Raw genomic sequence first — 24,372 nt, forward strand, 5'->3', positions numbered from 1 at the left:
CGAGCCATGCTATAGGTCTTCCCGCAGCGACCAGATATACACATGCAGCTCCCGCGCGAAGTGCAGCACTGGCGCACGTTCCGGCAGCGTAATTCCGTGCGCGGCAGGCAGCTCATTCACGCGAATCTCCGCTTCAGCCCGCTCCAGCGGCCACGGAAGGTGATGAATATGCCCCACCAGCACCTTCCCTCCGTGCGGAGTAAACAGGCAGTATCGCTCCGTCAAAAAATATTCCAACGTGCCGTCGACACTCGGGCCCGCGACCTCGCCCGAACCGCGATAGTTCGCTTCAAACCGAACGCTCTCCCTCGTCAACAGCCTTCTGCTTCTGTACTCGATCGACCCATCCGCCGAAATCTCTCGCCGCATGCTGGCCGGAAAGTATGGCAGATGAAACAGCGCCCGCGCACCCGCGACAGCAAGCGCACTCGCTGCATCGAGCGAAAAAAAATACACTCCGCGCAGCCCTGTAACCCGCGATCGCACATACGTCCGCAGATTCAGCTCGCAAAACTTCCCTGTGCTCGGAACGGTGACGCACCTCTGTCCCAACGCACGTGTCCGCACCCGATCCATCCAGAACGGAACAACACCCACCCACGCCCATCCGTCGAAGATGTCCACTTCAAGCCCCGCCGGCAGCAGCCTCGCCATCGCCTCCACCGCAATCGGCCAATGCGCAAACAGCAGATCGTTCCAACGCTGTGCCATCCTCCACTGTCCGGCAGGCAATACGTAAGGCCGATGCTCGACGGAGCTCAGAACATCCATTTCTCCAGCATAGTCGCGGTTGAATCACTCTTCGCAGATCCACTTCGACAGGATCAAGTATCCTGAGCATCACCATGTCCGACAGCCAGAAAAGCCCCTCCCTCCCTCCTCCCGCCACCGAGACCGACGTCTACGCCATCCATGGCGCGGACCCCGAAGTTCTTGCCTACGCCATGGCCAAGTACTCCCGCTCCTCCCTCACCATGAAGGAGTCCCTCGCCGAAATCAGCTCCCAGCGCGCCGAGCAGTTCCTCAACACCTTCTACTTCGCCTACGGCCATCGCTCCATCGCCGACCTCGCCCACATCCCCTTCGCCATCGAGCGTCTCTCCCTCCTCGCCGCCATCGAACTCGTCGACGAGCAGCGTTGGGACGGCCAGGAGCGTTCCACTCGCTATCAAAACTTCCGGCTCTCCGGTTGGTTCACACCAGACCTCGGGCCCGAAACCCCCACCTTCACCGCCGCCGTCGGGCGACTCTTCGCCACCTACGACAAGATCAGCGCCGGCATGCTGACCGCGCTCAAGGCCGCTATCCCGCAGCCCGAATCCATGAAGCCCGACGCCTACGAGCGCACCCTCAAGGCCCGCGCCTTCGACGTCGCTCGCTACGTCCTGCCGCTTGCCACGAACACCTCTCTCGGCCAGATCGTAAACGCCCGCACGCTCGAAACCCAGGTCTCCCGCCTGCTCACCAGCAACTTCGCCGAGGTACGCGAACTCGGCGAAAAACTCCGCGCCGCTGCCTCGGAGCCTGCCTGGAACGTCCAGCACGGAGCCGGCGAGGTTCTATGCGAAGAGATCTCCTCCCTCGACGCCGACTGCGGCCGACGCGCCCACGAGGCCTTCCTGCGTCCCGTAAAAGCCGCGCCCACGCTGGTCAAATACGCCGCCCCCAACGACTACCAACGAGAAACCCGCAGCGAGCTGGCCCACGCCGCCCGCGTCCTCATGGGCACTCAGCCCATCGAACCTTCGCCCGTGGTCGATCTTCTCGACGGCGACGAGCCTCTCGAGGTCGAGCTCGCCACCTCGCTCCTCTACCCCCACTGCCACTACCCCTACCGGCAGATCCGGCACAACGTCGCCGCCCTCAGCGCCAATCAACGCGGTGAGATCGTCTCACTCGGCGCCAAACATCGCGGCCGTCACGACGAGCTCCTGCGCAGCTTCTCCTCAGGCCACAGTCTTCGCTTCGACATCCTCATGGACATTGGCGGCTTCCGCGACATGCACCGCCATCGCCGTTGCGTCCAGCTCCTCCAGCCCTACACCGACCTTCACGGCTACGATGAGCCCATCTGCCCCGGCCAGCCCACCCTCGCCGAAGCCGGCCTCGCCACCGTCTACAGCGAAGCTCTCGCCGCCATCTACGCCACCTACCGCACCCTGCGCGACAGTGACGTTCCCGAGGCCGCGCAATCGGCGCAGTATCTTCTCCCACTGGCAACTCGTTGCCGCTCTCTCTTCAAGATGGACTTCGCCGAAGCCCTCTACATCTCCGAACTCCGTTCCGGCGTCGCCGGCCATTTCAGCTACCGCCGCGTAGCCTGGGAGATGTACAAAGCCGTCGCTCACAAACATCCATCACTCGCGCAATACTTCCGCATCGAAGACGTCAATGCACCCATCGATCTGTTGCGTCGGTAGCATGCAACTAGGCGTCGACGAAAACTCTAAGCAAATAAGAAACCCCATCGCGAGATGAATCGCAATGGGGTTTCTTCGATAACATTCGTTTTAAGAGTTAGAGACTAGTGAATTGTCGAAGCCACAATCGCAGTAGCGATCACGCCTGTAGCGGCTGCGGCAAGAACGTAGTTCCCATCGACCCGGCGCCACTCGTAGCCACGTGGCGGTTCCTGTAGATGGTAGTGACGATAGTCGACTTTTTCGCCGCGATCCCAATCTTCGTGACGAATCTTGGCACCCTTCTTCCATTCGTCATGACGAACATAGTGATCTTCAGCGAATGCGAGGCCCGCACTAAGGGTAGCGGCCAAAGTTGAAAAGGCTAAAGCTTTGCGAAGTAGTCTCATGTACGCTCCTGAATAAATTCGATTCCCTCCGGCAAAATCATGTTGCCTTTGAGGAACAGAAACGTTCGAAAGTGCACCAAAGTTGTATTCGCCTTTTATTTGCTTTTCCTGTTTTGAATGCTAGAATCCCAAATTGAAACATCAACCTCCCTCTCACCCACCCTCAGGAGCGAAATATCGTGGCAGATGACCGCAGCAAAGCAATAGAACTGGCTCTTTCCGGGCTGGAAAAGCAGTTTGGCAAAGGTTCCATCATGCGGCTCGGCTCGAAAGACGTCGTTCCGATCTCGGTCATCTCTACCGGTTCCATCTCCTTCGACGCAGCCCTCGGCGTAGGCGGCGTCCCCCGTGGACGCGTCATCGAGATCTTTGGCCCTGAGTCCTCGGGCAAAACCACCATCACCCTCCAGATCATCGCCGAGGCCCAGAAGTCCGGCGGTCTCGCAGCCTTCGTCGACGCCGAACACGCCCTCGACCCCGCGTATGCCGCAAAGCTCGGCGTAGACATCGACAACCTGCTCGTCAGCCAGCCCGACTACGGCGAGCAGGCCCTTGAGATCGTCGAAGCCCTCGTCCGTTCGAATGCCATCGACGTCCTCGTGGTCGACTCCGTCGCAGCCCTCGTCCCCAAGGCCGAACTCGACGGCGAGATGGGCGACTCCCACATGGGGCTCCAGGCACGTTTGATGAGTCAGGCGCTTCGGAAGCTCACCGGAACGGTCTCCAAGTCCCGCACCTGCCTCATCTTCATCAACCAGATCCGCGAGAAGATCGGCGTCATGTTCGGCAACCCCGAAACCACCACCGGCGGCAAGGCGCTCAAGTTCTACTCGTCCGTCCGCATCGACATCCGCCGCATCGGCGCAGTCAAGGACGGCGACTCGGTCGTCGGCTCCCGCACCAAGGTCAAAATCGTCAAGAACAAGGTTGCCGCTCCCTTTCGTGATGCCGAATTCGACATTCTCTACGGCGAAGGCATCTCCCGCGAGGGCGACGTCCTCGACCTCGCCGTCCTCCACAACATCGTCGACAAGAGCGGAGCCTGGTACAGCTATCAGGGCGAGCGCATCGGCCAGGGCCGCGAAAACGTCCGCGCCTTCCTCAAGGACAACAAGGACATCTTCGCCCGCGTCGACTCCGAACTTCGTAAGAAGCTCGGAATCTCAGGCGTAGCCTCTGCCGACGTCCCCCCCGTCCCCGCCGACGGTCCCGTGCAGGCCAAGGAAGCTGTCCGCGCCAAGAAGTAAATAAAAGCATCAAATCACCAAAGAAAACGCCGGCGACCGAATCGCCGGCGTTTCTTCGTCCGACAAATTGTCAGGAAAAAGCTGTCAAGCCCCATTCAGCGCTAAACAACTGCAAACAAACCACATATCCGTGGCGTATGAGTTATGCCCAACAATTTATACTGGAAACATAGTAAAAAAGCCCCGAGTTATTCGGGGCTTTTTATTCGATAAAGCCAGCAAACGGCCATAAACCCTTTGCTTGGACGAATTTGGCCGTAAGCCTTTTAGAATGACTAATTTGGGCGAATCTATAGGCCGTAAGTTATTGAAAATAAGTGGCTTATGTGCGGGTAACCGGGGGGGGGGGGTACCTTCACAGACGAGAAGTGCAACCCCCAACTGGCGCCGGGGAGGTTTACTCCATCCCCTCGCCACCGCCCGGACCACCTGGAGGGGGCGCACCTTGACCACCGGGACCGTTACTGCCGCCCCTCATGCGGCGATGTTCGCGCTGCTCGGCCTGAAGTTTGGTCCACTGATCAGGCGTCAGCACATTGCGAATGCCCAGCAGCATCTTGGCGTTCGCCTTTTCAAGCTCTGCGCGAGCCTGAGCTGCCTGATCGATCTGCGCCAGGATTTTGTTCGTATCCGGAGGGTTCGCCGCCAGCATCGGTTCCATCAGAACCTCTTGCTTCTCGACGTTGGCTCTCAGATCGATCAACTGCAGCCTGCTCTGCTGCAGGATGTCATCCATCTTCTTCTGCTGGTCCGGCGTCAGAGCCAGCTTCTGGATCAGGTCGGCGTTATGCCACCAGATTCCCGGAGGCCCGATGCGAAGACCGCCACGCATCCCATCGCCTCCTCCCCAGCCGCCGCGACCGCGATCCATCCCTCCGCCCGGCTGCGGAGGACCTCCTGCGGGTGGCTGTGCCGGCAACAAAGTTGCAGATAGAGTCGCGAATAGAACAATCGAAAGTACAGGTTTCAGGCGCATATTAGTTCGTCCTTTGGTCTGAAGTAGAAGTCGAAGTAGTCTCATCGGTCGGGTCAACCAGCGGCTGCATCGGCGAAGGCACATCGGCAGAAACCTTCTGGTCAATATCGGAGAGCAAAGCCTCATCCGACTCAGCGGTCTGAACCGCCACAGCAGCCGTCTTGGCCGCTTCGCGAGCGACAGATTGCCGGTGCAACGTGATGGGAAAGAGAGCAGCGACGAAGATTACCGCCGCTGCCGCCCAGTAAAGGGGTTGCGAGAGCAAGCTGTGTGGAGGAGCAATCGACGATCGCTGCGCATAGCTCTGTGCGAACTGCTGCCGGGAATAAGCGACCGAGGCATCACGGAAGTGGGAGAGCGAATCGCGCAGGCTCTTCAACTCCGCCGAACAGATCAGGCAGGCCTGAAGATGCTGCTCGACGACATCGGTGTCGCGTTCGCCGACAGACTGTTGGGGCGAGTCGGCGAGAAGTACATCGCAGAGTTGCTCGTGAGTAAGGTGGAGGTTCATAGAGAGTCCTTGAGAGTAGCGTTATGGCGAGCCCGAATGGTCGCGAGGGCGCGGTAAAGATGTGTCTTGACGGTGCTGATGGGCAAACCGGTGATGCTGGCGATCTCGGAGAGTTCAAGCTCCTCCAGAAACCGGAGAAGGAAGATGCTTCGCTGACGCTCCGAGAGCTGCGCAACACTCTCCCACACCAGGGCCATCTGCTCGCTGGCGATCAGGCGCGATTCAAGCGAGCTGTCGCGATGCGGAACATGGGCTGAGATATCGGATACATCGACGGCGGTATCCGAGACTTTTTTCCAGAACTTGAATCGGTCGGTACGGGTGTGATCGCGAACCAGGTTCAGAGCAATGCGCATGAGCCATGTTGATATCGAGCAATCGCCGCGGAAGCTGCTGCGCGCCGACCATGCCCGAACAAACGTGTCCTGGGTCAGAGTTTGCGCTACATCGCGATCCCTGATCGAGACCAGGTGGAACCTGAAGATTCGTTGTTCATAGGTAGCGACGATCGAATCCATATCGTCGAGCGGAGTAGCCGGCGCTCGTTGTGCGACGAGCGTCTGCCGGTCGGTGGAGAGACTATCGGAACTGAGAGCTTGTGATGGCATGAAGGAACAGGGACCGTGTTGCCGCCGAATGTTTTGGCTATTGGAAGAGACGCCTGAGGGTACCCGCAAGACTACAGAAAAGCCTGGATTTATTTTTTATCGAGAAAGCGAGGTATGCTGCTCATGCATGCATACCGTAAAAGCGATTTACCCCGGGACCTTCGATCCACTGACTAACGGGCACCTCGACCTGATTGCCCGAGGATCGAAGATTGTGGATCAGTTAGTGGTCGCGATCCTTCGCAACTCCGAAAAAGGGACGCCTCTGTTCACCGTTCCAGAGCGCGAAGAGATGATCACTGAGGCGACCCGCAGCTTTGGCAACGTCTCAGTTACCACATTCGACGGTCTTCTGGTCGACTTTGCCCGGCAACAGGGCGCAAAGGCAGTCCTGCGAGGCATTCGAGCCATCAGTGACTACGAGTATGAGTTCCAGATGGCGATGATGAACCGGAAGCTTGATCCTGAGCTTGAAACGCTCTTCATGATGCCCGCAGAAAAGTACACTTACGTCAGTTCCAGGCTAATTAAGGGCGTCTTTCAGCTTGGTGGCGACGTCACTGCGTTGGTGCCGCCGCTAGTCGTCGAGCGCCTTAAAGCCAAGGTTCCAAACCGGCTCTAATGCCATGAGAAGACTTGCTCCTTTATCTCGGTGGACAAATCTGCCAAACTAAAGACATGACCACCGCAACAGCTACGAAGATATTTTCGGACCGCATCGGTCGCATCGAAGTTTCCGCAACCATGGCGATCACAGCCGCAGCGTTGAAGCTCAAGTCAGAAGGCGTGAATCTTGCCGACTTCGGTGCCGGAGAACCTCACTTCTCCACCCCGCGCCATATCAAGGACGCAGCCATCGAGGCAATCGAGAAGAACTTCACGCGCTACACGAACGTGGCTGGTGTTCCCGAGGTTCGCAAGGCAGTTGTAGATCGCCACGCATGTGACTTCGGCTCAAACTACACTCCTGACGAGTGCGTCTTCACTACCGGCGGCAAACTGGCTCTCTTCAATGCCATTCAGGTGCTGGTCGATCACGGCGATGAGGTTATTCTTCCCGTTCCTTACTGGGTCTCTTTCAAGGACATCATTCAGTACGCCGGTGGCAAGGTTATTTTGGTCGAGAGCAAAGAGGAAGAGAACTTCCGCATCACCGCAAAGATGATCGAGGCTGCGATCACGCCTAAGACCAAGGCGATCATCCTCAACACCCCATCGAATCCTTCTGGCGCTGTGGTCGCTCCCGAGGATCTCGAGGCTATCGTACGCCTGGCTCACAAGCACGGCATTTACGTTCTCCTCGATGAGTGCTACGTCTACCTGACGTTTACGGGCGAAGTTGTCAGTGGCGGCTCCTTCACGGACTGCAAGGAGCACATCGTTGTACTGGGTTCGCTCTCAAAGACCTATGCGATGACGGGTTGGAGAGCAGGGTTTGCGCTTGGTCCAAAGCCGATCATCACGGCTATGAGCAAGCTGCAGTCACAGAGCACTTCAAACACTGCCAGTATGGTGCAGCGAGCTTCGATTGCGGCGCTGACCGGATCGCAGGAGTGCGTGACGGAGATGCGCGCCGATTACATCAAGCTGCGTGATCAGACTCTGGCTGGATTCAAGACCATTCCGGGGCTTACCTGCACCGTGCCGCAGGGAGCTTTCTATGTGTATCCAAATGTCAGCAAGTTCCTTGGCAAGAGCGGTATCACGTCGGCATCTGATCTGGCGGCGCGGCTGTTGAGCGAAGCGCATGTTGTTGTCGTGCCTGGAGAAGCTTTCGGCACTTCGGAACATATTCGGCTCTCCTACGCCGTTTCGCACGATGTTGTGGATGAAGGCGTAAAGCGAATGCGAGACTACCTCGCAACGTTGAGTTAGCTGTTGATCTTGCGTCTGGACCGCACTGCTGCTCGGTGCGGTCTTTTCACTAAGATGGAGGCTTATGCCCATTGAAGGCAGTAAGACGGGGCTGAAGTTCGCTCCGGTGATTCTTGCAGGTGGCAGCGGAACACGGTTCTGGCCTCGTAGCCGAAAGGCGCGAGCGAAGCAGGTGTTGGCTCTGGATGGAGAGCGCACCATGATTCAGCAGACAGTTGAGCGTCTGACTCCGGTGGTTGATCCTGCCGAAGTGTGGGTGATTACGAACGGCCTCCTTGATGACCTTATTGCTGAGCAACTTCCTGAAGTGCCTCGCGAGCATATCCTGAGCGAACCTGCGGCCAGAAATACTGCGCCTGCGTGCGCTCTTGCTGCGTTCCTGCTGGAACCGAGTTCACCCGAGACAGTGATTGGGATCTTTCCATCCGATCATGTGGTGAAGAATATAGGTCGCTTTGCGGAGGTGATTCGCGCTGGGATTGCGCTTGCTGCGAGCGGGGAGAAGATCGTCGTTCTTGGGGTTCCTCCGACGCGCGCTGAGACTGGTTATGGCTACATCGAACTGGGCGAGGTTGTTGAGCCGTCGCAGGTTCCTGTACCAGGAGTTGCGGTTCGTCGGGTGAAGAGATTCACCGAGAAGCCTAACGCTGAGCTTGCGGAGCAGTTTGTCGCCTCGGGGAACTACTCGTGGAACGGCGGAATCTTCCTCTGGAGTGCGCGGACTTTGGCGAACGCGATTCGCGAGCATTGTCCTGCGATGGCTCCGCTGCTGGAGCGGATTGCTGCGGCTTATCGCGTGTCCGAGGAGGAGTTCGAGCGCGTCTTCGCTGAGGTTTATCCGCAGTGCGACAACATCAGCATTGACTATGCGGTGCTCGAACCACGTTCGGCCAAGGGCGAAGCAGGCGCTGAGATCTACAGTCTTCCAGGGGATTTCGAGTGGAACGATCTCGGCTGCTGGTCGGCGCTGCATGAGCATGCGTCTGGTTGTCCGCCGGAGAACGTTTCGCTGGTGAATGTCTTCGAAGGCGAAGATCCGCTTTGTATCTCGATCGACTCGAGCGGGAACTACATTCACGCGCCAGGGAAAGTGATTGCGCTGGTTGGCGTGACGAATCTTGTTGTGGTTCAGACGAAAGATGCCTTGCTGATTACGACTCGTGAACGATCGCAGGATGTTGGAAAGGTTGTTGCGGAGTTGAAGAGTGCTGGGCGAGAAGATCTCATCTAGTTTCGACTCGTCGTTTCGTCGTTGATTAATTCATTCAGGAAAATTGAACAGACTATGGCGGAGACAGTTGTAAAGTTTGGCACGGACGGTTGGCGGGGCATCATCGCGGATGATTTTACGTATGCGAATGTACGGGTCGCGGCCGCTGCGATTGCGAACTATGTTTTAGCGAAGGAAGATGCGGGGGCCGGGGTGTGTATCGCTTACGATACGCGGTTCGGCTCGCACTCTTTCGCGAAGGTTGTTGCCGAAGTGCTCGTCGGGGCGGGTATCCCGGTGGCTATGGCGGCGGATATTACACCGACACCGGCGCTTTCGTATGTGGTGCGCGAGCGTAAGGCTGCTGGCGGCGTGATGATCACCTCGAGCCATAATCCGGCCGAGTGGAACGGCGTGAAGTACAAGGCCAGTTATGGCGGCTCGGGCAAGCCTTCGATCATGTCGGCGATCGAGAGTTATCTGGACAAGCCGTTGGTGAAGGCCGCGAAGCCTGCGTCGATTGAGACGGCCGATTTCAACACGGATTACGTTGCTGCGATTGCGCGGTTTGTCGATCTCGATGCGATTCGTTCCTCCGGATACAAGTTTTTGATCGATTGCATGTATGGCGCGGGCCGTGGAGTGGTTGCGGGAATCTTTTCGCGTGCGGGTGTCCCATTCGTCGAGATTCGCAATGAGATCAATCCGGCGTTTCCGGGGATCAATCCGGAGCCGATTCTGCCACACATCAGGGAGTCGCAGATTGTGGTGGTTGCGGAGAAGTGCGATGCGGGTTTGATCACGGATGGCGATGCGGACCGGATTGGTGCGGTGGACGAGCATGGCAACGTGGTGGATGCGCACAAGATCTTTGCGGTGATTTTGAAGTGGCTATTGGAGCGCAAAAAGTGGCCGGGCGATGTGACGCGCGCGTTCAACACGACGAAGATGCTGGACCGGATCTGCGCGAAGTATGGGCGGCGGCTGCATGAGCACGGGATCGGCTTCAAGTATGTCTGCGACCTGATGCTGGAGCAGGAGATTTTGATTGGTGGCGAGGAGTCGGGCGGCATTGGCATCAGTCGGCATCTGCCGGAGCGTGATGGAATGCTGAACTCGCTTCTGCTGGCCAATGTAATGGCGGATGAGAAGAAGACGCTGGGCCAGCTTGTCGCGGCGTTGCAGGAGGAGTTCGGCGAGCACCAGTATGGGCGCATCGATATGCATATCGATGAGGAGTTGAAGCAGTCGGCGATTGCAAGGGCGAAGGCTTTGAAGGACTCGGTGGGAGCGGCGGACTTTGCGGGGTTGAAGGTGCTGCGGGTCGAGACGCTGGATGGGATCAAGTTCTTTCTGGAGAATCCTGACTGTGCAGGCAAGCCCAATGCTGCCGAAACTTGGTTGCTGCTTCGCGCGTCCGGAACAGAACCGCTGCTGCGTGTGTACTGCGAGAGTTGCTCGGTGGAGTCTGTGGAACAGGTGCTGGCGGCGGCGAAGACGTTTGTGCTGCAGGGACGTGGCGCTTGAGCGAAGATATCCGCGTGAAGGCGAAGGGCATTCTGTTCGATATGGATGGGGTGCTGGTCAGCTCGATTGGATCGGTGGTGCGTTGCTGGCGGCAGTGGGCTGAGCACTATGAGGTTCCCAATGCGGAAATTTACGAAGTGCCGCACGGGATGCGGGCGATTGAGATTGTGAAGGCGTTGCGCCCGGATATCGATGCGGAGGAGGGTCTCCGGTACATCGAGGATCTGGAGATGGACGATGTGGCCGACCTGGTGGTGCTGCCGGGTGTGAAGGCGTTGCTCGAGAGTCTGCCGGTAGAGCGATGGGCGATTGTGACGTCTGCGACCAGGAGACTGCTGCTGGGACGTCTGAAGGCGGCGGGGCTGCCGATTCCGGAGCGGATTATCAGCGCGGATATGGTCGAGCGGGGCAAGCCGGATCCAGAGCCCTATCGGCGTGGTGCCGAGCTGTTGGGATTGCGGCCAGAGGATTGTTTGGTGGTGGAAGATGCGCCTTCGGGTGTAGGGGCCGGTTTGGCGGCTGGTTCCCGCGTACTTGGAGTGGTGGGGACGCACACCGCCGAAGACCTGGATGGAGCTGAGTGGATTGTGGGGTCGCTTGAGGGTGTGAAGGTGACGGTGGTCGCAGAGGGGCTGGAGCTTCGATTCAATCCTCTGGCCTGAGTCAGAGAGAGTTCGTGTCGATGGATTGTGGGTTTTGTTGACCGACATTCGTGGGCTCCTTTCTCTGACCGTGAGGGGTACCCCCCCCCCCCCCATTGCCCTGGTATAAGTTGCTTTGTATCAGTTACTTGCGGGACATCGTTCTTTGCAAAATCGTCATTACAAAAGGCCTACGGCTAAATTCGTCCAGCCAAAGGAGTTATGGCTGGAGTCTGCCTTTGGACGCGAAAAAGCCCCGGGGTTGCCGGGGCTTTTCCTAGTCTGAGTCAAGTATAGCGAATTGAGTGAAACTCATACGCCGCGCGTATGTCGCTGATTAAGAGCTGGTTATGGGTTTTTGGGGCTTGACAAGATTTTACGTCTACCAGTGGATGGTGGGAGTGAAGATGTAGTGGGTTTCGAGGAACGAGGCGAGGGGGAAGAGGAGGAGCATGATGGCGGTGGCCCAGTAGAAGAGCTGCAAAGGCAGCGTGGCGGAGAGGGAGGGGTGGGGGTAGGGTTCGGCTTCGCGAAAGATGAAGGCGCCGATTAGGGAGATGCCGGCAGAGAGGGCGAGGAGGAGGGCGGAGTCGATGATGCGGTCGCGGATGGCCTGGTGGGGCTGGAGGAGGAGTTGGGGGTCTTCGAGGGTGAAGAAGATGGTGTGGAAGACAGCGAAGAGGGAGAGGAGGCAGAGGAGAAGAGCTACGGGTTTGGCGAGTTCGAGCAGCATGCTTCTGCTCCCTGAATGGAGACTAGTTTACTGCTTTGGCAGCGGCGGTGAGTGATTTTTTATCTGTTGAGCGGGACAGAAGAAACAGCGGGTCTCTCCACTTCGCATCTCGCGATAAGACTGCGACCTGCTTCGGTCGAGATGACAATTTCTTTTTTGGTTCGGACGGACTGGTGGATCTGAGCAATTGCAAGGTACTGGTTATTGGCTATTGGTTTAGGAGGAGGGCTTCGACGCGATGGAGGTCTTCTTCGGTGTCGACTCCGATGGTGTCGTGTTCGGTGGGCTCGACGTGGATGGGGATGTTGTTTTCGAGGAAACGGAGTTGTTCGAGGCGCTCGGTTTGTTCGAGGAGGCTGGGGGGCAGGGTGGGGAAGCGCTCGAGGGTGGCCTTGCGGTAGGCGTAGAGGCCGATGTGCTTCCAGTACTGAGGCGCGGCTCCGTCACGGTCGTATGGGATGGTGGCCCGGGAGAAGTAGAGGGCGCGGCCGTCGGTGGCGGTGACTACTTTTACGGCGTTGGGGTTGGTGATGTTTTCGGGCGTGCAGAGGACTTTGAGGGTGGAGACTTCCACGTGCTGCTGGGTGAAGGGGCGGAGGAGGGCGGTGAGGTGCTCGGGTTTGAGGAGGGGCTCGTCGCCCTGGATGTTGACGTAGATGTCGGCGTGGTGGTGGCGGGCGACGGCGTGGACGCGGTCGGTGCCGCTGGGGAGGTCGGGCGAGGTGAGCTGGACGGGCCAATGGTTGAGGTGGCAGAGCTCGGTGACCTCGTCGGAGTCGGTGGCGATGAGGACGCGGTCGAGCTGGGGGCAGGCGCTGGCGGCGTCGTACACCCAGGCGAGCATGGGGCGTCCGGCGATGGTGCGGAGTACTTTGCGGGGCAGGCGCGTGGAGGCCAGGCGGGCGGGGATTACGCCGAGGATGGTCGGCTTTCCGTCGTTGCCGAACTGCTGAGGGTTCTCGCCGGTCGGCTTTTCGCTGTGGCCGGAATCAAGTATGATTGGAGATGGCTGTGCCGTGGCGATCGTTCTCTCTGACTACAGAGGAGTTTTGTGCCGGCATACCCCTTACACACATCGGCGGTGTAGCTCAGATGGTTAGAGCGACGGACTCATAACCCGTAGGTCGACAGTTCGATTCTGTCCACCGCCACCAAAGTGTTATAGCGACTGCAGGCGCACTCTCTATGGATCGAGAGTATCATTTTGTCTATGTTGTATCGCCTGCGGGGGAGCTTTTGCCTGCGGGATGCGTCTAACCGGTATTGCGCCGGGAACACCCCCTTTTGGAGTCGCACTGAACTATGCCTAAGATCTCGAAGATTCTGTTGCTTGCTGTTTCGGTTGTTCTTGTGGTCACCGTGTTTTTGGGGGTGAACTCAAACCCAGTGAGCGCTGCGAGTGAGCCGCAGGATGGGGCTTATCGGCAGATCAATGTGTATAGCGAAGTGCTGCGGCATATTCAGACGGACTATGTCGAAGAGCCGAACATCAATGCAGTGACCAATGGCGCGCTGCGTGGGCTGCTGGAGTCGCTCGATGCGGACTCGAGCTATCTGACACCTGAGGACTATAAGGCGTTCAAGGAAGACAAGGGCGGCAAGGCGCAGGTAGGGATCAATGTTTCGAAGCGGTTTGGGTATGCGACCGTGGTTTCGGTGGTGCCAGGAAGCCCGGCGGACAAGGCGAATCTGAGTGACGGCGACATTATCGAGGCGATTGGGCCGCAGGATACGCGGGATATTTCGCTGGCGATGATTCAGTTGTTGCTGGAGGGCCAGCCGGGGAGCGAGTTGACGGTTTCGGTGGTGCGGCCGCGGAAGGCTGCTCCGGACAAGATTGTGATGACGCGGGTGTCGACGCCGCCGCCGCCAGTTGCGGAGACGATGTATGAGAACGCGTCGATTCTTTATTTGAAGCCTGGGGTGCTGGATCACGATCATGTGCAGCAGATCGAAGCTAAGCTGAAGGCGATGCCGAAGGCGGGGAATAAGAAGATTCTGCTGGATCTGCGGGACGTTGCAGCGGGCGATATGCCGGAGGCGACGCGGCTGGCGAACTTCTTCCTGAAGGACGGCACGATCGCGATGCTGGAGGGGCAGAAGGTTGCGAAGCAGACGTTTACGGCGGAGCCTTCGAAGGCGATCAATTCGACGGCGCCAGTGGTGGTGCTGGTGAATCGTGGGACGGCGGGGCCGGCGGAGCTGGTGGCTGCGGCGCTGCTCGATAACAAGCGGGCGGATCTGGTAGGAGAGAAGACGTTTGGGGAAGGGGCTCAGCAGAAGACGTTTGAGCTGCCGGATGGTGCGGCGCTGATTCTGTCGATTGCGAAGTATGAGTCGCCGTCGGGGAAGAAGCTGCAGGATGACGGCGTGACGCCGGGTGTGCTGGTGGCTTCGAATACCGAAGACGCTGTGGCCGAAGAGGATACGGCTACTCCGTCGGAGAAGCAGCAGCAGACGCCGCTGCAGAAGCCTGCGGTGACGGTGGATGAGCAGCTGACGAAGGCTCTTGATCTGCTGAAGAGCAAGGCTGCTTAGGCCGCTTTTGGGGCGTCGCGAATACGACTTTTTGGGTGGATGACGCTGTGTCTGGCCATGCTAAGGTGAAGATGCGTGCAGATCCTACACAGCCGCGATCCGAAGACTCCGGCGCCTGAAGAAGTACCTGACTGGCAACGAGCGCTTCGTCGTGCCACGTTGCACGGACCGGACTATCCGAGTCGCCGTATTGCGAGGCGAGTAGCGTTTTATGTGCTGCTGGGGCTGTCGGCTGTCTTTGGCGCGCTTTGTGGGCTGATGGTGGTCTACTCGATCGATCTGCCGCAGATGGATGATCTGGCGCGATACCACCCGAACACTACAACCGAGTTGTTGGATGTACATGGGAAGGCGTTCGGCTCCTTTGCGCTGGAGCGTCGCGTGGTTCTGCCGTATGCGGAGTTTCCGCCTGTTCTGCGAGAGGCGATCATCTCGATCGAAGACAAGAGTTTTGAGAGCAACTGGGGTGTGAACCTGGTGCGCGCTGTGGGGGCTGCGTACCGGGATCTGCATTCGAGCGGGAAGGCGCAGGGGGCGTCGACGCTGACGATGCAGCTGGCACGGAATCTTTTTCTCTCTTCGGAGAAGACGTATGGCCGCAAACTGCAGGAGGTCTTCCTGTCGATGCAGATTGAGCGGCGATTTACGAAGCAGCAGATCTTCGAGTTATATGCGAACCAGATTTACCTGGGGCATGGGACGTATGGTTTTGAGGCGGGGTCAGAGTTTTTCTTTAGCAAACATGTTCGTGAACTGACGCTTCCGGAGGCCGCTCTATTGGCTGCGCTGCCGAAGGGGCCGGAGGCTTATTCTCCGATCAAATATCCGGATCGTGCGATGAAGCGCAGGAATCTTGTGCTGAGCGAGATGCTGGCTGATGGCAAGATCACGAAGCGGCAGGCAGAGGCAGCGGAGGCGGCGCCGCTGGGGCTGCATCTTGAGGCTCCTGCGAATACGGTTGCGCCGTATTTCGTGGAAGAGGTGCGGAGGCAACTGGAGAAGCAGTACGGGGTGGAGCAGGTTCATGGCGCGGGGCTTCGCGTTTATACGACGCTTGATCTGAATCTGCAGCAGGTGGCGAATAAAGCGATCCTTGATGGCACCGCGACCTATGAGCGGCGGCGCGGGTGGAAGGGAAAGTTGCCGAACATAGTGCTCGATGGAGCGGATGTTGCGAGCTATCGTCATCCAGATTGGGCGCAGCCGATCGAGAAGGGAAGCTACGTCCATGGCGTGGTGACGACGGTCTCCGCGAAGAAGGTAACGGTAAAGCTGGGTACGCAACAGGTAGTGCTGACGCCTGAAGACTGGAAGTGGACGCAGAACCCCGACGGCGATAGCTTCCTGCGTTCGGGCGATGTGGTTTATGTGAAGGTGGAGAACGTCGCGGCTGATGGCACGCTCCGGGCTTCGCTGGAGCAGGATTCGGGAGCGCAGGCTTCGATGATGGCGCTGGATAACTCGACCGGTGAAGTGCTGGCGATGGTTGGGGGACGGGACTTTGCGCTGTCGCAGTTCAATCGCGCAACCCAGGCGCAGCGGCAGGTCGGTTCTTCGTTCAAGCCGTATGTTTACACGACGGCGGTTGAGGCAGGCGCGAAGCCTACGGACATTATTGTCGATGGACCTACGACGTTTCCCACGCCGAATGGGCCTTATACTCCGCACAACTACGAGGCGGACTATAAGGGCGCGATGACGCTGCTGAATGCGTTTGCGGAGTCGAGGAATATTCCGGCGTTGAAGCTGGCGGACCGGTATGGAATTCGCAAGGTGATTGAGACGGCGCACAACTTTGGAATCACGAGCAATATTCCAGTGTTTCTTCCGGTTGCGATTGGTTCGGCTGATATTACGCTGGCCGAGCAGGTAAGCGCGTACAGCGTTTTTCCTAACGACGGCATTCGGATCGAACCGCGATACATTCGCAAGGTGACGCAGGCGGATGGGTTGCCGCTGGATGCGACGCCATCGCAGGTATCCGAGGTGATCTCGGTGGAGACTGCGCGTACGATGATGCAGTTTCTGCAGGCGGTTGTACGGCAGGGAACTGCGGCTTCTGCTTCGCAGTTGAAACATCCTCTGGGCGGGAAAACGGGAACTACGAACGACTTTACGGATGCGTGGTTCATCGGATTTTCGCCGTCGATTACGTGTGGGACGTGGATTGGGTTTGACGACCGCGAGTCGCTGGGGGAGAAAGAGACTGGCGCACGAGCAGCGCTGCCGATGTGGATGGACTTTATGCGCGCGGCGATTGCGAATAAGCCGGACGAGACGTTTCCGACTGCGGGAGCACCGAAGAAGAAGCTAGAGGTGCCGTTGAGCGGCGTGGCGGATGCGGCCAAGCCGGTAGAGCCGCTGGTACCGAAGCAGGTGGACAATCCTGATGCGTCTCGCGGCGAGGGGTCAAAGCATGTCGCTCCGACTGCTGCTGTGCCGGTGTCTGCAGAAGAGAGGCCGAAGGTGCCTGATGGATCTCATTCTGTGCCGAGAGCGACTAGTGTTCCTACGCGAACAACTCCGACGTTCGCTCCGCCAGCGCCGGCGGAACAGAGACCGAAGGTGCCTGAAGCTTCTCGTCCTGCGCCGCAGGCGGTTGCTGTTCCACCTCGTGCTGCTATGGGGTTATCTCAGAAGCCTACGGACGAGCGGAGTGGAGTTTCGAACCCACCGCCCGACATATATTGAAGTAACGTTTCGCCTTTGCTACGTCGCGGCCAATCTGCTCTTTGAGGGCTTCGGGATTTGGCCAGCGCATCTCTGCGCGTAGCCGACGCAGGAACGTCAGTGTGAGTGGCGTGTCTTCGTTGAGTTCGATGGTATGGAAGTTGAGCAGGTGCGATTCGACGGTGAAAGAATCGGCGCCGAAGGTTGGGCGATTGCCTATGTTGGTCACCGCGTCGAAGGTCTCGCTTGAGGCGCCAGCGCCCACTGTGAGTGTGGTGATGTAGACGCCGTTTGCGGGAAGCAGCTCAGTGTATGGAGCGAGGTTGATGGTGGGAACGGTGTAGCGTGTGCCGTAGCCGCGACCCGAGGCGGGAGTGCTGCAGATGGCGAAGCTGCGGCCGAGCAGAGCACGAACATGATTCATGTCGCCTTCCGCGATCATCTGGCGGACACGACTTGATGAGATGGTTTCTCCGCGCAGATGACGAGGTGCATAGACACGCACGCCAAAGCCGAGTTCTCGGCCCAGAGCTTCGAGGCTTTCTACGCCTGCCTCGGCCTGATAGCCGAAGCGGAAGTTTTCGCCTTCATGCAGCTGGGTGACGTGAAGTGTGTGCTCGAGGACTTCGGTGGCGAAGGTGCGGGCGGTCATGCGGGAAAGCTCATTCGTGAAGGGAATGACGAGGACCGCGTCGACGCCGGTTTCTGCGAGCAGCTGCAGCTTTTGGGGAAGTGGCGTGATGAGAGGCTGGGTCGATTCGGGGCGGATGACTCGCGCAGGATGCGGGTCGAAGGTGATGGCTATTGAGCGGATGCCAAGAGAGCGTGCCTGCGCTACTACTTCGGCGATGACCCACTGATGTCCGCAGTGAACGCCGTCGAAGTTGCCGATGGTGGCAATGGATGGGCCGAAGTCTGATGGCACGTCTGCGAGTTGGAGGAATATCTGCATCAGGCGATCTCGAAGGTGATCTTGAGTCCGTCGTAGGCGAGGCGGATGTGGGGTGGGAGTTCGGCTTCGGTGGTGCTGTGGTCGACCTCGTGACTCATGTGGGTAAAGAAGGCACGGCGGGGTTTCAGTTGGTTGACGAGTGCGACGGATTTGTCGAGATGCGAGTGGCTGGGATGGGGGTCGCGGCGGAGGGCGTCGAGGATGAGGACGTCGAGATCCTGCAGCAGCGGGATGCTCTCTTCGGGTATGTCGCTCATGTCGGTTAGGTAGGCTGCGTTGCCGAAGCGGTAGCCGGTGATCTGCTCGCGGCCGTGGGTGACAGGGACTCTGCGAAAACATGCTCCGAAGAGGTCGAAGCCTGAGCCCGGAGTCGGGTCGATGCGATGGACTTCGACGCGTGCGCTGGTGGGATAGCGGTCTTCTTGCGAAAGGTGTATTCGAAGATGCGTTCCAGGGTTTTTGCGGTGTGGTCGTCGGCGTAGATAGGCAGGTGATGGCTGTGACGGAAGCTGAGGGGGCGGAGGTCGTCGAATCCGAGGACGTGGTCGGCGTGCCCGTGGGTGTAGAGGACTGCGTCGACGTGGCGGATATTTTCGCGAATGGCTTGTGCGTGGAAGTCGGGGCCGGTGTCGACGAGGACGGTGTGGTTGTTGTAGTCGAGTCGAATGGATGGACGGGTGCGGCGGTTGCGGGGGTCTCCGTCGGGAGAGACGGCGGAGGTGCAGACGGCGCAGTCGCAGCCAAGAGTCGGCACACCCATGGAGGTGCCGGTGCCGAGGAAGGTGAGGGTCGCCTCCATCGTTAGCGGACGATGCTGGGGCCGCCGACGGGGCCGGGACGACCTGGGCCGCCGGGTGCTGCCTTGGAGGCTGCGGAGCGGGCGAGCGCCTGTGTGACTTCGAGGAAGGCCATGCGGAGCTCAAATAATGCGCTTTCGAGCAGGCGGGTCTCTTCGATGGAGAGATTGCCTTTGGTCTTCTCTTCGAGGACGGAGAGCATGTCGATGCTTTGGCGGGCTCCGAGGATGTCGACCTGAGGCTGCTGGCCTTCCTGCGTGGTGCCGCCGAGCTGCATGATGGAGGTCATGTAGACGGATTGGACGAGTTGGTCGAAGCTCATCGCGGGCGGGTGGTCCATGCCGGGATTGGCGGAGCGGATGGCGGTGTCGAGACGGTCAGCGGTCATCTCGTATGCGCGTTTGGCCTGGTCGGTTTGCTCGGCGGTTAGGGCTGGCGGGAGTTCTGGCTCTTCAGGAGTGGCAGGGGAAGCGGCTTGAGGCGGTGTTGCAGGTGCGGGTTCGGCCGACGTGACCACGCGCTCTTCTTTTTCTGGCGAAGGATCGGCGTCGGGGCGCAACTCGCCGTCCATGGTGAACTTGCGACGGTCGGTGACAACGAAGGGTTTGTTCTGTTCAGGCATGATCACACTCTTTCAGAAGGTTCAGATGCAGCCTGTGTTGCGGAGGCTGCAGAAGGAGAAAAGGGAAGCAAGACCGGCTGTGCGACTCCACCGGGGTAGTTGATGGGAAGGCTGCGATCCAGGGCTTCGCGGCGGATGTAGCCTAGTCCGAGATGAATAGGGTGGGGCTCGCCGGGCAGGGGGATGGCAGCGACGCTGGTCAGCTCGCCGATCTGCTTGCCGTCTGCTTCGAGTGGCGCGCCGGTGGCGGGGAGGTCGCCGTCGAGACGGAGGCCGGTGAAGGTACGGTGGACGTTGCCGCGGGAACGGATTCGTTCGACGATTTCCTGGCCGAGGTAGCAGCCTTTGGCGAAGTGCAGGGCGCGGGTCTGGTTGGTTTCCTGGGGGAGCTCGCGGTCGCGGATGTCAGTTCCGATCCGGGGAGTTCCTTCGAGGATGCGGAGCCATTCGAGGCTTTCGTCTTCGCAAAGGATTGCCCCGCCACTTTCGAGGGCGCTGGCGAGTTTGGTGATGGTCGTCTGATTTGCCCAGACTTCATATCGCGGCACGAGGGGACCGTACGCGTGAATGACGGTCACTTCGGCGTTGTTCCAGGGGATTGTGTGGGTGGAAAGGGTATCGAGATCATCGGCGGCGAGGCCGATCTGATGCAGGAGCGCGGCTGCTTTTGGACCGATTACCTGTAGGCCGGAGCGTTTGTCGCTGATGTCTGTTAGCTCGACATCGTCCATGATGATGAAGCGGTCGAGGAGTGTGATTAAGCCCGTGAGCTGATCGGAGCTTGTCTCCATGAGTAGATCTTCATGGCTGGCGAAGATGGTGGCGTCGCCCTGGATACGGCCTTGAACGCTGAGGAAGAAGTTGTAGGTGCCCTGACCGGGGTGCAAATCCTGGATCGAGTTGGTGACCATGCCGTTCAACCAGCGGACGCGATCTTCGCCGGTGACCCGAATCCATCCGATGTTGTGAAGGTGCGACAGGGCAACGTCCTGCAGGAGTGCGGCAAGCTGTGAGGCGGAGCCTGGGGTTGGCGAAGCGGCGATGTCGGATTGTGCTGGCGAGCTCATGGAGGAACGATGCATAAAACTTGCGTACACTTGATTATAGCGGTGGATCGAGAGGGTTATGTTGCAGGGTGTGCTTTGTGGCGGGAGCCGGAGTTCGATTGGGTTGGTCGCGGGTGTTGCGCTGTTGTCGACCAGTTTTATAGCTTACGGAGCGCAGACGGCGACTCCCAGTGCACCTGAGAATTGTGGGCCTTCCGGCAGCCAGCAGCCTATGACGAAGCAACAGGCGAAGGAGCTTTTTCGCTCGGTGGATGAGATTCTTGGCTTCGTCAGCAGCGACACCAAATTGCCGATTGAACATGCCGTCAAACGAAAACTCATCTCACGGGATCAGGTGAATCGTTACCTGAAAGAGAAGTTCGATGAGGATGAAGGCGCCAAACGGATGGAGCGGTCGGAGATTGTGCTCAAGAAGTTTGGGATGCTGGATCGCGACTTTCATCTTCGATCGTTTCTGCTGTCTTTGCTGACGGAGCAGATCGCTGGTTTTTATGACAACAAGACGAAGACAGTGAACCTGTTGGACTGGATCGAGCCCGACGAGCAGAAGCCTGTCCTGGCGCATGAACTGACACATGCACTGCAGGATCAGAAGATTGATCTTACGAAGTGGTCTGACGTGAGCCTGGAAAGTACCGCCCACAATGTGCAGGAAGATAATCATCACCTGCAGGTGGATGAGGCTGACACCGCGCGCACCGCAGTGGCCGAGGGACAGGCGATGGCCGTTTTCATCGACTACACACTGCGGTCTTCGGGCAAGACGATCGCCGATGCGCCGGATCTTGCCGACCGGCTGAAGGAGCAGGTGGCGGATACTGGCTGCTCTCCTGTGATGGCGCGGGCGCCGTTGCTGCTGCAGGAGTCTCTGCTGTTTCCGTATGGCGAGGGACTGAGCTTTGAGCAGGCGATTCTGGTGAAGGCAGGGAAAGAGGCTGCGTTCGGCGGCGTGCTTGCGAATCCGCCCTCCTCCAGTTTCGAAATTATGCATCCGGACGCTTACATGGCTCACGCACCTGTGCCGGTGATTCGATTGCCGGACATTCATCCGCTGCTTGATCCCGAGTACACGCCATATGACGTTGGCGTGATGGGGGAGCTGGATGTTCGCATCCTTGCGGAGCTGTTCGGTGGGAGAGAGATTGCAACTGCGCTTGCGCCGGAGTGGAATGGCGGAGTCTACTATGCGGCGCAACGCAAATCGGCTGTGACTGAGGCAGAGAAGGAGTCGACGGCGTCTATTGGGTTGCTCTATTACTCGCGCTGGAAGAATACGGACTCGGCACGGTCATTCTTGCGTGTCTATGCTGCACAGATTCCAAGGAAGTATTCCAACGTGGTGGAGCGGAAGAAGGATGAGACCGATGACACCGAGCTTGTTTACTCCACGAATGAGGGAGATGTTTTGATCTCGCGGGTGGGGGATGGCGTATTTATCGGCGAGGGTTTCAACCTTGCGCTGGCACGAAAGCTGCGCGACACGATCGTAAGCGTGCAGCCAGAGGGGCCGATGCAGCAGGCTGCCATACCGTTGTCGGAACCGGCTTTTTCGATGTCACACATTCTGGCGTCGTTTGGTGCGGTGAGTGAAAGTAGCCTGCAACGGTATACTTCCAGAGGGGCGAAGTAACAGCCGGACGACGTTCGCAAAGGGAGCAACAGCATTTTGAAGAAGGCAGAGATTGGAATTATCGGGGGCAGCGGTCTGTACGCTATGCCCGGACTTACAAATGTGCGCGAGGAGCGCGTGACGACTCCATTCGGCGAGCCGTCCGATGCATTTGTGTTGGGTGAACTTGAAGGCCGCAATGTCGCGTTTCTTGCTCGACACGGGCGTGGCCATCGCATTCTGCCAAGTGAGTTGAACTTTCGCGCGAACATCTTCGCGATGAAGATGCTTGGGGTCGATAGCATTCTTTCGGTCTCGGCGGTGGGCTCGTTGAAAGAGGAGCACAAGCCGACGGACTTTGTGATTCCAGATCAGTTTATCGACCGCACTTTTGCTCGGGCGTCTACGTTTTTTGGCGACGGCATCGTCGCTCACGTCGCGTTCGGCGATCCGGTCTGCGCGGCTCTCGCCAATGTGCTGAAACAGGCTTGCGATACTGTTGGCGTGGTCGGCAAACTCGGTGGAACTTACGTGTGTATGGAAGGGCCGCAGTTCTCTACGCGAGCCGAGTCGAATCTTTATCGGAGCTGGGGTGCGGATGTAATTGGGATGACCAACCTGCAGGAGGCAAAGCTGGCTCGGGAAGCTGAGATTTGCTATGCCACCGTGGCGATGGTCACAGATTACGATTGCTGGCGTGAAGGCCACGATGATGTCACCGTGGATCAGATTGTTGCGGTGATGCACCAGAACGCAGACAACGCATCAAAGGTAGTGCGAGCAGCTGTTGCGGCGATGGCAGCGGAGACGACGAAGGGCTGTGCCTGTGTCGATGCGTTGAAGTATGCCATCCTCACGGATCGTAAGGCTATTCCAGAAGAGACAAAGCAGAAGCTCTCGTTGCTGATTGATAAATATCTCTAAGAACTTTTGCGTGTCCACTATTTATGTAGCAAAAACAGTTACTAATTAAGTAATCCATAAGGAGTCTATGTCAATTCTAGTTGTAGGTTCAGTGGCATTCGATAGCATTGAAACTCCTCACGGCGCTGTGAAGGACTGCCTGGGCGGCGCGGCGACGCATTTCTCACTTGCTGCGAGTTACTTTACCCCGGTGCGCGTCATTGGTGTGGTTGGGAAAGACTTCACTGCTGAGCACGAGGCGATCTTTACTCGTCGCGGCATTGATACGAAAGGTATCGAACGCTCTGAGGGGCTTAGTTTTCATTGGACGGGGTCCTATTCGGGAAATATGGATGAAGCCAAGACGCTTGGTACCGACCTGAATGTGTTCGAGACTTTCGAGCCAAAGATTCCGGATGCGTATAGAGACAGCGAGTACCTTTTTCTGGCGAATATTGACCCTGTCCTGCAGGCGCGTGTGCGTAGCCAGATGCCGAAGGTTCGCATGGTGTGCGGCGACACGATGAATTATTGGATCGCCGATCATTCGGCAAATCTTGCTAAGGTGCTGCGAGAGTTGGATGTACTGCTGATTAACGATGGCGAGGCGCGCATGCTGGCCGGTGAAAGGAATTTGGTTGTTGCCGCCAATAAAGTACTTGCGATGGGGCCGAAGACCCTCATCGTCAAACATGGCGAGTACGGTGCGACTGCTTTCTTCAGCGACCGTTCGTTTCCAGGTGGCGGCAAGGCGTTGCGTCCGTTCCGGGCACCTGCGCTTCCGCTCGCAGAGGTCGTCGATCCAACGGGTGCTGGCGATTCTTTCGCTGGCGGCTTCTATGGATACCTAGCGTCTCAGCCGGCGTTGACTCCGGCGGTTCTTCGTACTGCGATGTTTTACGGCGGAGTGATGGGTTCGTTTGCCGTGGAGCGTTTTGGAACCGAGCGTCTGCAGAATGTCTCTCGCGAAGAGATTGACGAACGGTTCAAGCTCTTTTTGGAGATCTCGCACCTTGAACATGCGGGCGTCTAAATCGTCTCGAGCTTCTCGACCGGGCAGATCAGCGGCATCTGGCT

Annotated in this window: 24 protein-coding genes and 1 tRNA gene; 13 read left to right on the forward strand and 12 right to left on the reverse strand. The window is 58.4% G+C overall.

Going from position 1 to position 24,372, the window contains the following annotated elements:
- Positions 1-9 precede the first annotated feature (9 nt).
- A complete protein-coding gene (locus RBB76_RS15115) occupies positions 10-771 on the reverse strand; it encodes a YqjF family protein (protein WP_429630046.1) in 762 nt (253 codons plus the stop codon).
- A 74-nt stretch (positions 772-845) separates the two neighbouring features.
- Here RBB76_RS15115 and RBB76_RS15120 point away from each other — a divergent pair, with 74 nt between their 5' ends.
- A complete protein-coding gene (locus tag RBB76_RS15120) occupies positions 846-2,420 on the forward strand; it encodes an FAD-dependent thymidylate synthase (protein ID WP_429630044.1) in 1,575 nt (524 codons plus the stop codon).
- A gap of 104 nt (positions 2,421-2,524) precedes the next feature.
- Here the strand turns inward: RBB76_RS15120 and RBB76_RS15125 are convergent, their stop codons facing one another.
- Complete coding sequence (locus RBB76_RS15125; RefSeq protein ID WP_429630042.1) at positions 2,525-2,809, reverse strand: RcnB family protein; 285 nt, start codon at positions 2,807-2,809, stop codon at positions 2,525-2,527.
- A 179-nt stretch (positions 2,810-2,988) separates the two neighbouring features.
- On the opposite strand from RBB76_RS15125, the gene recA reads away from it, so the two are divergent.
- A complete protein-coding gene (gene recA, locus RBB76_RS15130) occupies positions 2,989-4,056 on the forward strand; it encodes a recombinase RecA (protein ID WP_429630040.1) in 1,068 nt (355 codons plus the stop codon).
- A gap of 397 nt (positions 4,057-4,453) precedes the next feature.
- Here the strand turns inward: recA and RBB76_RS15135 are convergent, their stop codons facing one another.
- Genes RBB76_RS15135 through RBB76_RS15145 form a run of 3 tightly spaced genes read right to left on the reverse strand, consistent with a single transcriptional unit; the run spans position 4,454 to position 6,151 of the window.
- Positions 4,454-5,032 carry a Spy/CpxP family protein refolding chaperone gene (locus RBB76_RS15135; RefSeq protein ID WP_429630038.1) on the reverse strand — a complete coding sequence of 193 codons (579 nt, stop codon included), beginning with the start codon at positions 5,030-5,032 and terminating at the stop codon, positions 4,454-4,456.
- Position 5,033: 1 nt separating this feature from the next.
- Positions 5,034-5,543 (reverse strand): hypothetical protein, encoded by a 510-nt coding sequence (locus tag RBB76_RS15140; protein ID WP_429630036.1) that lies wholly within the window; start codon positions 5,541-5,543, stop codon positions 5,034-5,036.
- Entirely contained in the window at positions 5,540-6,151 is a 612-nt protein-coding gene (locus RBB76_RS15145; protein ID WP_429630034.1) for an RNA polymerase sigma factor, read from the reverse strand. The genes RBB76_RS15140 and RBB76_RS15145 overlap by 4 nt, the downstream gene beginning before the upstream one ends.
- A 127-nt stretch (positions 6,152-6,278) precedes the next feature.
- Between RBB76_RS15145 and coaD the strand changes: the two genes are divergently transcribed.
- The 5 genes from coaD to RBB76_RS15170 all read left to right on the forward strand — a co-directional run bounded on the left by coaD (position 6,279) and on the right by RBB76_RS15170 (position 11,425).
- The gene (gene coaD / locus RBB76_RS15150) at positions 6,279-6,773 is read left to right on the forward strand and encodes a pantetheine-phosphate adenylyltransferase (protein ID WP_429630032.1); all 495 of its coding nucleotides are present in this window, start codon (positions 6,279-6,281) and stop codon (positions 6,771-6,773) included.
- Between the two features lie 56 nt (positions 6,774-6,829).
- Positions 6,830-8,026 (forward strand): pyridoxal phosphate-dependent aminotransferase, encoded by a 1,197-nt coding sequence (locus RBB76_RS15155; RefSeq protein ID WP_429630030.1) that lies wholly within the window; start codon positions 6,830-6,832, stop codon positions 8,024-8,026.
- A gap of 64 nt (positions 8,027-8,090) precedes the next feature.
- On the forward strand, positions 8,091-9,257 hold the full coding sequence (locus RBB76_RS15160) for a mannose-1-phosphate guanylyltransferase (RefSeq protein WP_429630028.1): 1,167 nt from the start codon (positions 8,091-8,093) through the stop codon (positions 9,255-9,257).
- A gap of 54 nt (positions 9,258-9,311) precedes the next feature.
- Positions 9,312-10,763: a phosphoglucomutase/phosphomannomutase family protein gene (locus tag RBB76_RS15165; RefSeq protein ID WP_429630026.1), complete on the forward strand. Its 1,452-nt coding sequence runs from the start codon at positions 9,312-9,314 to the stop codon at positions 10,761-10,763.
- The gene (locus tag RBB76_RS15170; RefSeq protein WP_429630024.1) at positions 10,760-11,425 is read left to right on the forward strand and encodes an HAD-IA family hydrolase; all 666 of its coding nucleotides are present in this window, start codon (positions 10,760-10,762) and stop codon (positions 11,423-11,425) included. The genes RBB76_RS15165 and RBB76_RS15170 overlap by 4 nt, the downstream gene beginning before the upstream one ends.
- A 361-nt stretch (positions 11,426-11,786) precedes the next feature.
- On the opposite strand, the gene RBB76_RS15175 is transcribed toward RBB76_RS15170, so the two are convergent.
- A complete protein-coding gene (locus RBB76_RS15175; protein ID WP_429630022.1) occupies positions 11,787-12,137 on the reverse strand; it encodes a hypothetical protein in 351 nt (116 codons plus the stop codon).
- Between the two features lie 208 nt (positions 12,138-12,345).
- Positions 12,346-13,059, reverse strand: coding sequence for a 3-deoxy-manno-octulosonate cytidylyltransferase (gene kdsB, locus RBB76_RS15180; RefSeq protein ID WP_429630327.1), 714 nt, complete (start codon positions 13,057-13,059; stop codon positions 12,346-12,348).
- A gap of 155 nt (positions 13,060-13,214) precedes the next feature.
- On the opposite strand from kdsB, the gene RBB76_RS15185 reads away from it, so the two are divergent.
- The 3 genes from RBB76_RS15185 to RBB76_RS15195 all read left to right on the forward strand — a co-directional run bounded on the left by RBB76_RS15185 (position 13,215) and on the right by RBB76_RS15195 (position 17,366).
- Positions 13,215-13,291: transfer RNA gene (locus RBB76_RS15185), tRNA-Met, on the forward strand.
- A 148-nt stretch (positions 13,292-13,439) separates the two neighbouring features.
- The gene (locus RBB76_RS15190; RefSeq protein ID WP_429630020.1) at positions 13,440-14,675 is read left to right on the forward strand and encodes a S41 family peptidase; all 1,236 of its coding nucleotides are present in this window, start codon (positions 13,440-13,442) and stop codon (positions 14,673-14,675) included.
- A 75-nt stretch (positions 14,676-14,750) separates the two neighbouring features.
- Positions 14,751-17,366, forward strand: coding sequence for a PBP1A family penicillin-binding protein (locus RBB76_RS15195; RefSeq protein WP_429630018.1), 2,616 nt, complete (start codon positions 14,751-14,753; stop codon positions 17,364-17,366).
- On the opposite strand, the gene ribF is transcribed toward RBB76_RS15195, so the two are convergent.
- From ribF to RBB76_RS15220, 5 genes are read right to left on the reverse strand one after another with little or no spacing between them, the layout of a single operon-like run.
- Positions 17,317-18,297 (reverse strand): riboflavin biosynthesis protein RibF, encoded by a 981-nt coding sequence (gene ribF, locus RBB76_RS15200; protein ID WP_429630016.1) that lies wholly within the window; start codon positions 18,295-18,297, stop codon positions 17,317-17,319. The two genes, RBB76_RS15195 and ribF, sit on opposite strands and share 50 nt — an antisense overlap.
- A complete protein-coding gene (locus RBB76_RS15205) occupies positions 18,297-18,677 on the reverse strand; it encodes an MBL fold metallo-hydrolase (RefSeq protein WP_433963571.1) in 381 nt (126 codons plus the stop codon). Before RBB76_RS15205 ends, ribF begins: the two co-directional genes overlap by 1 nt.
- Complete coding sequence (locus tag RBB76_RS15210) at positions 18,560-19,096, reverse strand: MBL fold metallo-hydrolase (RefSeq protein WP_433963436.1); 537 nt, start codon at positions 19,094-19,096, stop codon at positions 18,560-18,562. Before RBB76_RS15210 ends, RBB76_RS15205 begins: the two co-directional genes overlap by 118 nt.
- A gap of 2 nt (positions 19,097-19,098) precedes the next feature.
- The gene (locus tag RBB76_RS15215) at positions 19,099-19,716 is read right to left on the reverse strand and encodes a DUF1844 domain-containing protein (RefSeq protein WP_429630014.1); all 618 of its coding nucleotides are present in this window, start codon (positions 19,714-19,716) and stop codon (positions 19,099-19,101) included.
- Between the two features lie 2 nt (positions 19,717-19,718).
- Positions 19,719-20,783, reverse strand: coding sequence for a YgfZ/GcvT domain-containing protein (locus RBB76_RS15220; RefSeq protein ID WP_429630013.1), 1,065 nt, complete (start codon positions 20,781-20,783; stop codon positions 19,719-19,721).
- A 58-nt stretch (positions 20,784-20,841) separates the two neighbouring features.
- On the opposite strand from RBB76_RS15220, the gene RBB76_RS15225 reads away from it, so the two are divergent.
- The 3 genes from RBB76_RS15225 (at position 20,842) to RBB76_RS15235 (ending at position 24,328) form a co-directional block, all read left to right on the forward strand.
- Positions 20,842-22,413 (forward strand): hypothetical protein, encoded by a 1,572-nt coding sequence (locus RBB76_RS15225; protein WP_429630011.1) that lies wholly within the window; start codon positions 20,842-20,844, stop codon positions 22,411-22,413.
- Between the two features lie 36 nt (positions 22,414-22,449).
- Positions 22,450-23,316 carry an S-methyl-5'-thioadenosine phosphorylase gene (mtnP, locus tag RBB76_RS15230; RefSeq protein ID WP_429630009.1) on the forward strand — a complete coding sequence of 289 codons (867 nt, stop codon included), beginning with the start codon at positions 22,450-22,452 and terminating at the stop codon, positions 23,314-23,316.
- A 67-nt stretch (positions 23,317-23,383) separates the two neighbouring features.
- Entirely contained in the window at positions 23,384-24,328 is a 945-nt protein-coding gene (locus tag RBB76_RS15235; protein ID WP_429630007.1) for a PfkB family carbohydrate kinase, read from the forward strand.
- Positions 24,329-24,372 lie beyond the last annotated feature (44 nt).

The sequence above is a fragment of the Tunturiibacter psychrotolerans genome (assembly GCF_051013365.1).
GTDB lineage: Bacteria > Acidobacteriota > Terriglobia > Terriglobales > Acidobacteriaceae > Edaphobacter > Edaphobacter psychrotolerans_A.

Bases quoted from the DNA above. Each gene is read 5' to 3' on its own strand.
- RBB76_RS15115 (WP_429630046.1), bottom strand. From the start codon at position 771: ATGGATGTTCTGAGCTCCGTCGAGCATCGGCCTTACGTATTGCCTGCC.
- RBB76_RS15120 (WP_429630044.1), top strand. From the start codon at position 846: ATGTCCGACAGCCAGAAAAGCCCCTCCCTCCCTCCTCCCGCCACCGAG.
- RBB76_RS15125 (WP_429630042.1), bottom strand. From the start codon at position 2,809: ATGAGACTACTTCGCAAAGCTTTAGCCTTTTCAACTTTGGCCGCTACC.
- RBB76_RS15135 (WP_429630038.1), bottom strand. From the start codon at position 5,032: ATGCGCCTGAAACCTGTACTTTCGATTGTTCTATTCGCGACTCTATCT.
- RBB76_RS15140 (WP_429630036.1), bottom strand. From the start codon at position 5,543: ATGAACCTCCACCTTACTCACGAGCAACTCTGCGATGTACTTCTCGCC.
- RBB76_RS15145 (WP_429630034.1), bottom strand. From the start codon at position 6,151: ATGCCATCACAAGCTCTCAGTTCCGATAGTCTCTCCACCGACCGGCAG.
- coaD (WP_429630032.1), top strand. From the start codon at position 6,279: ATGCATACCGTAAAAGCGATTTACCCCGGGACCTTCGATCCACTGACT.
- RBB76_RS15155 (WP_429630030.1), top strand. From the start codon at position 6,830: ATGACCACCGCAACAGCTACGAAGATATTTTCGGACCGCATCGGTCGC.
- RBB76_RS15160 (WP_429630028.1), top strand. From the start codon at position 8,091: ATGCCCATTGAAGGCAGTAAGACGGGGCTGAAGTTCGCTCCGGTGATT.
- RBB76_RS15165 (WP_429630026.1), top strand. From the start codon at position 9,312: ATGGCGGAGACAGTTGTAAAGTTTGGCACGGACGGTTGGCGGGGCATC.
- RBB76_RS15175 (WP_429630022.1), bottom strand. From the start codon at position 12,137: ATGCTGCTCGAACTCGCCAAACCCGTAGCTCTTCTCCTCTGCCTCCTC.
- RBB76_RS15190 (WP_429630020.1), top strand. From the start codon at position 13,440: ATGCCTAAGATCTCGAAGATTCTGTTGCTTGCTGTTTCGGTTGTTCTT.
- ribF (WP_429630016.1), bottom strand. From the start codon at position 18,297: ATGCAGATATTCCTCCAACTCGCAGACGTGCCATCAGACTTCGGCCCA.
- RBB76_RS15210 (WP_433963436.1), bottom strand. From the start codon at position 19,096: ATGGAGGCGACCCTCACCTTCCTCGGCACCGGCACCTCCATGGGTGTG.
- RBB76_RS15215 (WP_429630014.1), bottom strand. From the start codon at position 19,716: ATGCCTGAACAGAACAAACCCTTCGTTGTCACCGACCGTCGCAAGTTC.
- RBB76_RS15220 (WP_429630013.1), bottom strand. From the start codon at position 20,783: ATGAGCTCGCCAGCACAATCCGACATCGCCGCTTCGCCAACCCCAGGC.
- RBB76_RS15225 (WP_429630011.1), top strand. From the start codon at position 20,842: ATGTTGCAGGGTGTGCTTTGTGGCGGGAGCCGGAGTTCGATTGGGTTG.
- RBB76_RS15235 (WP_429630007.1), top strand. From the start codon at position 23,384: ATGTCAATTCTAGTTGTAGGTTCAGTGGCATTCGATAGCATTGAAACT.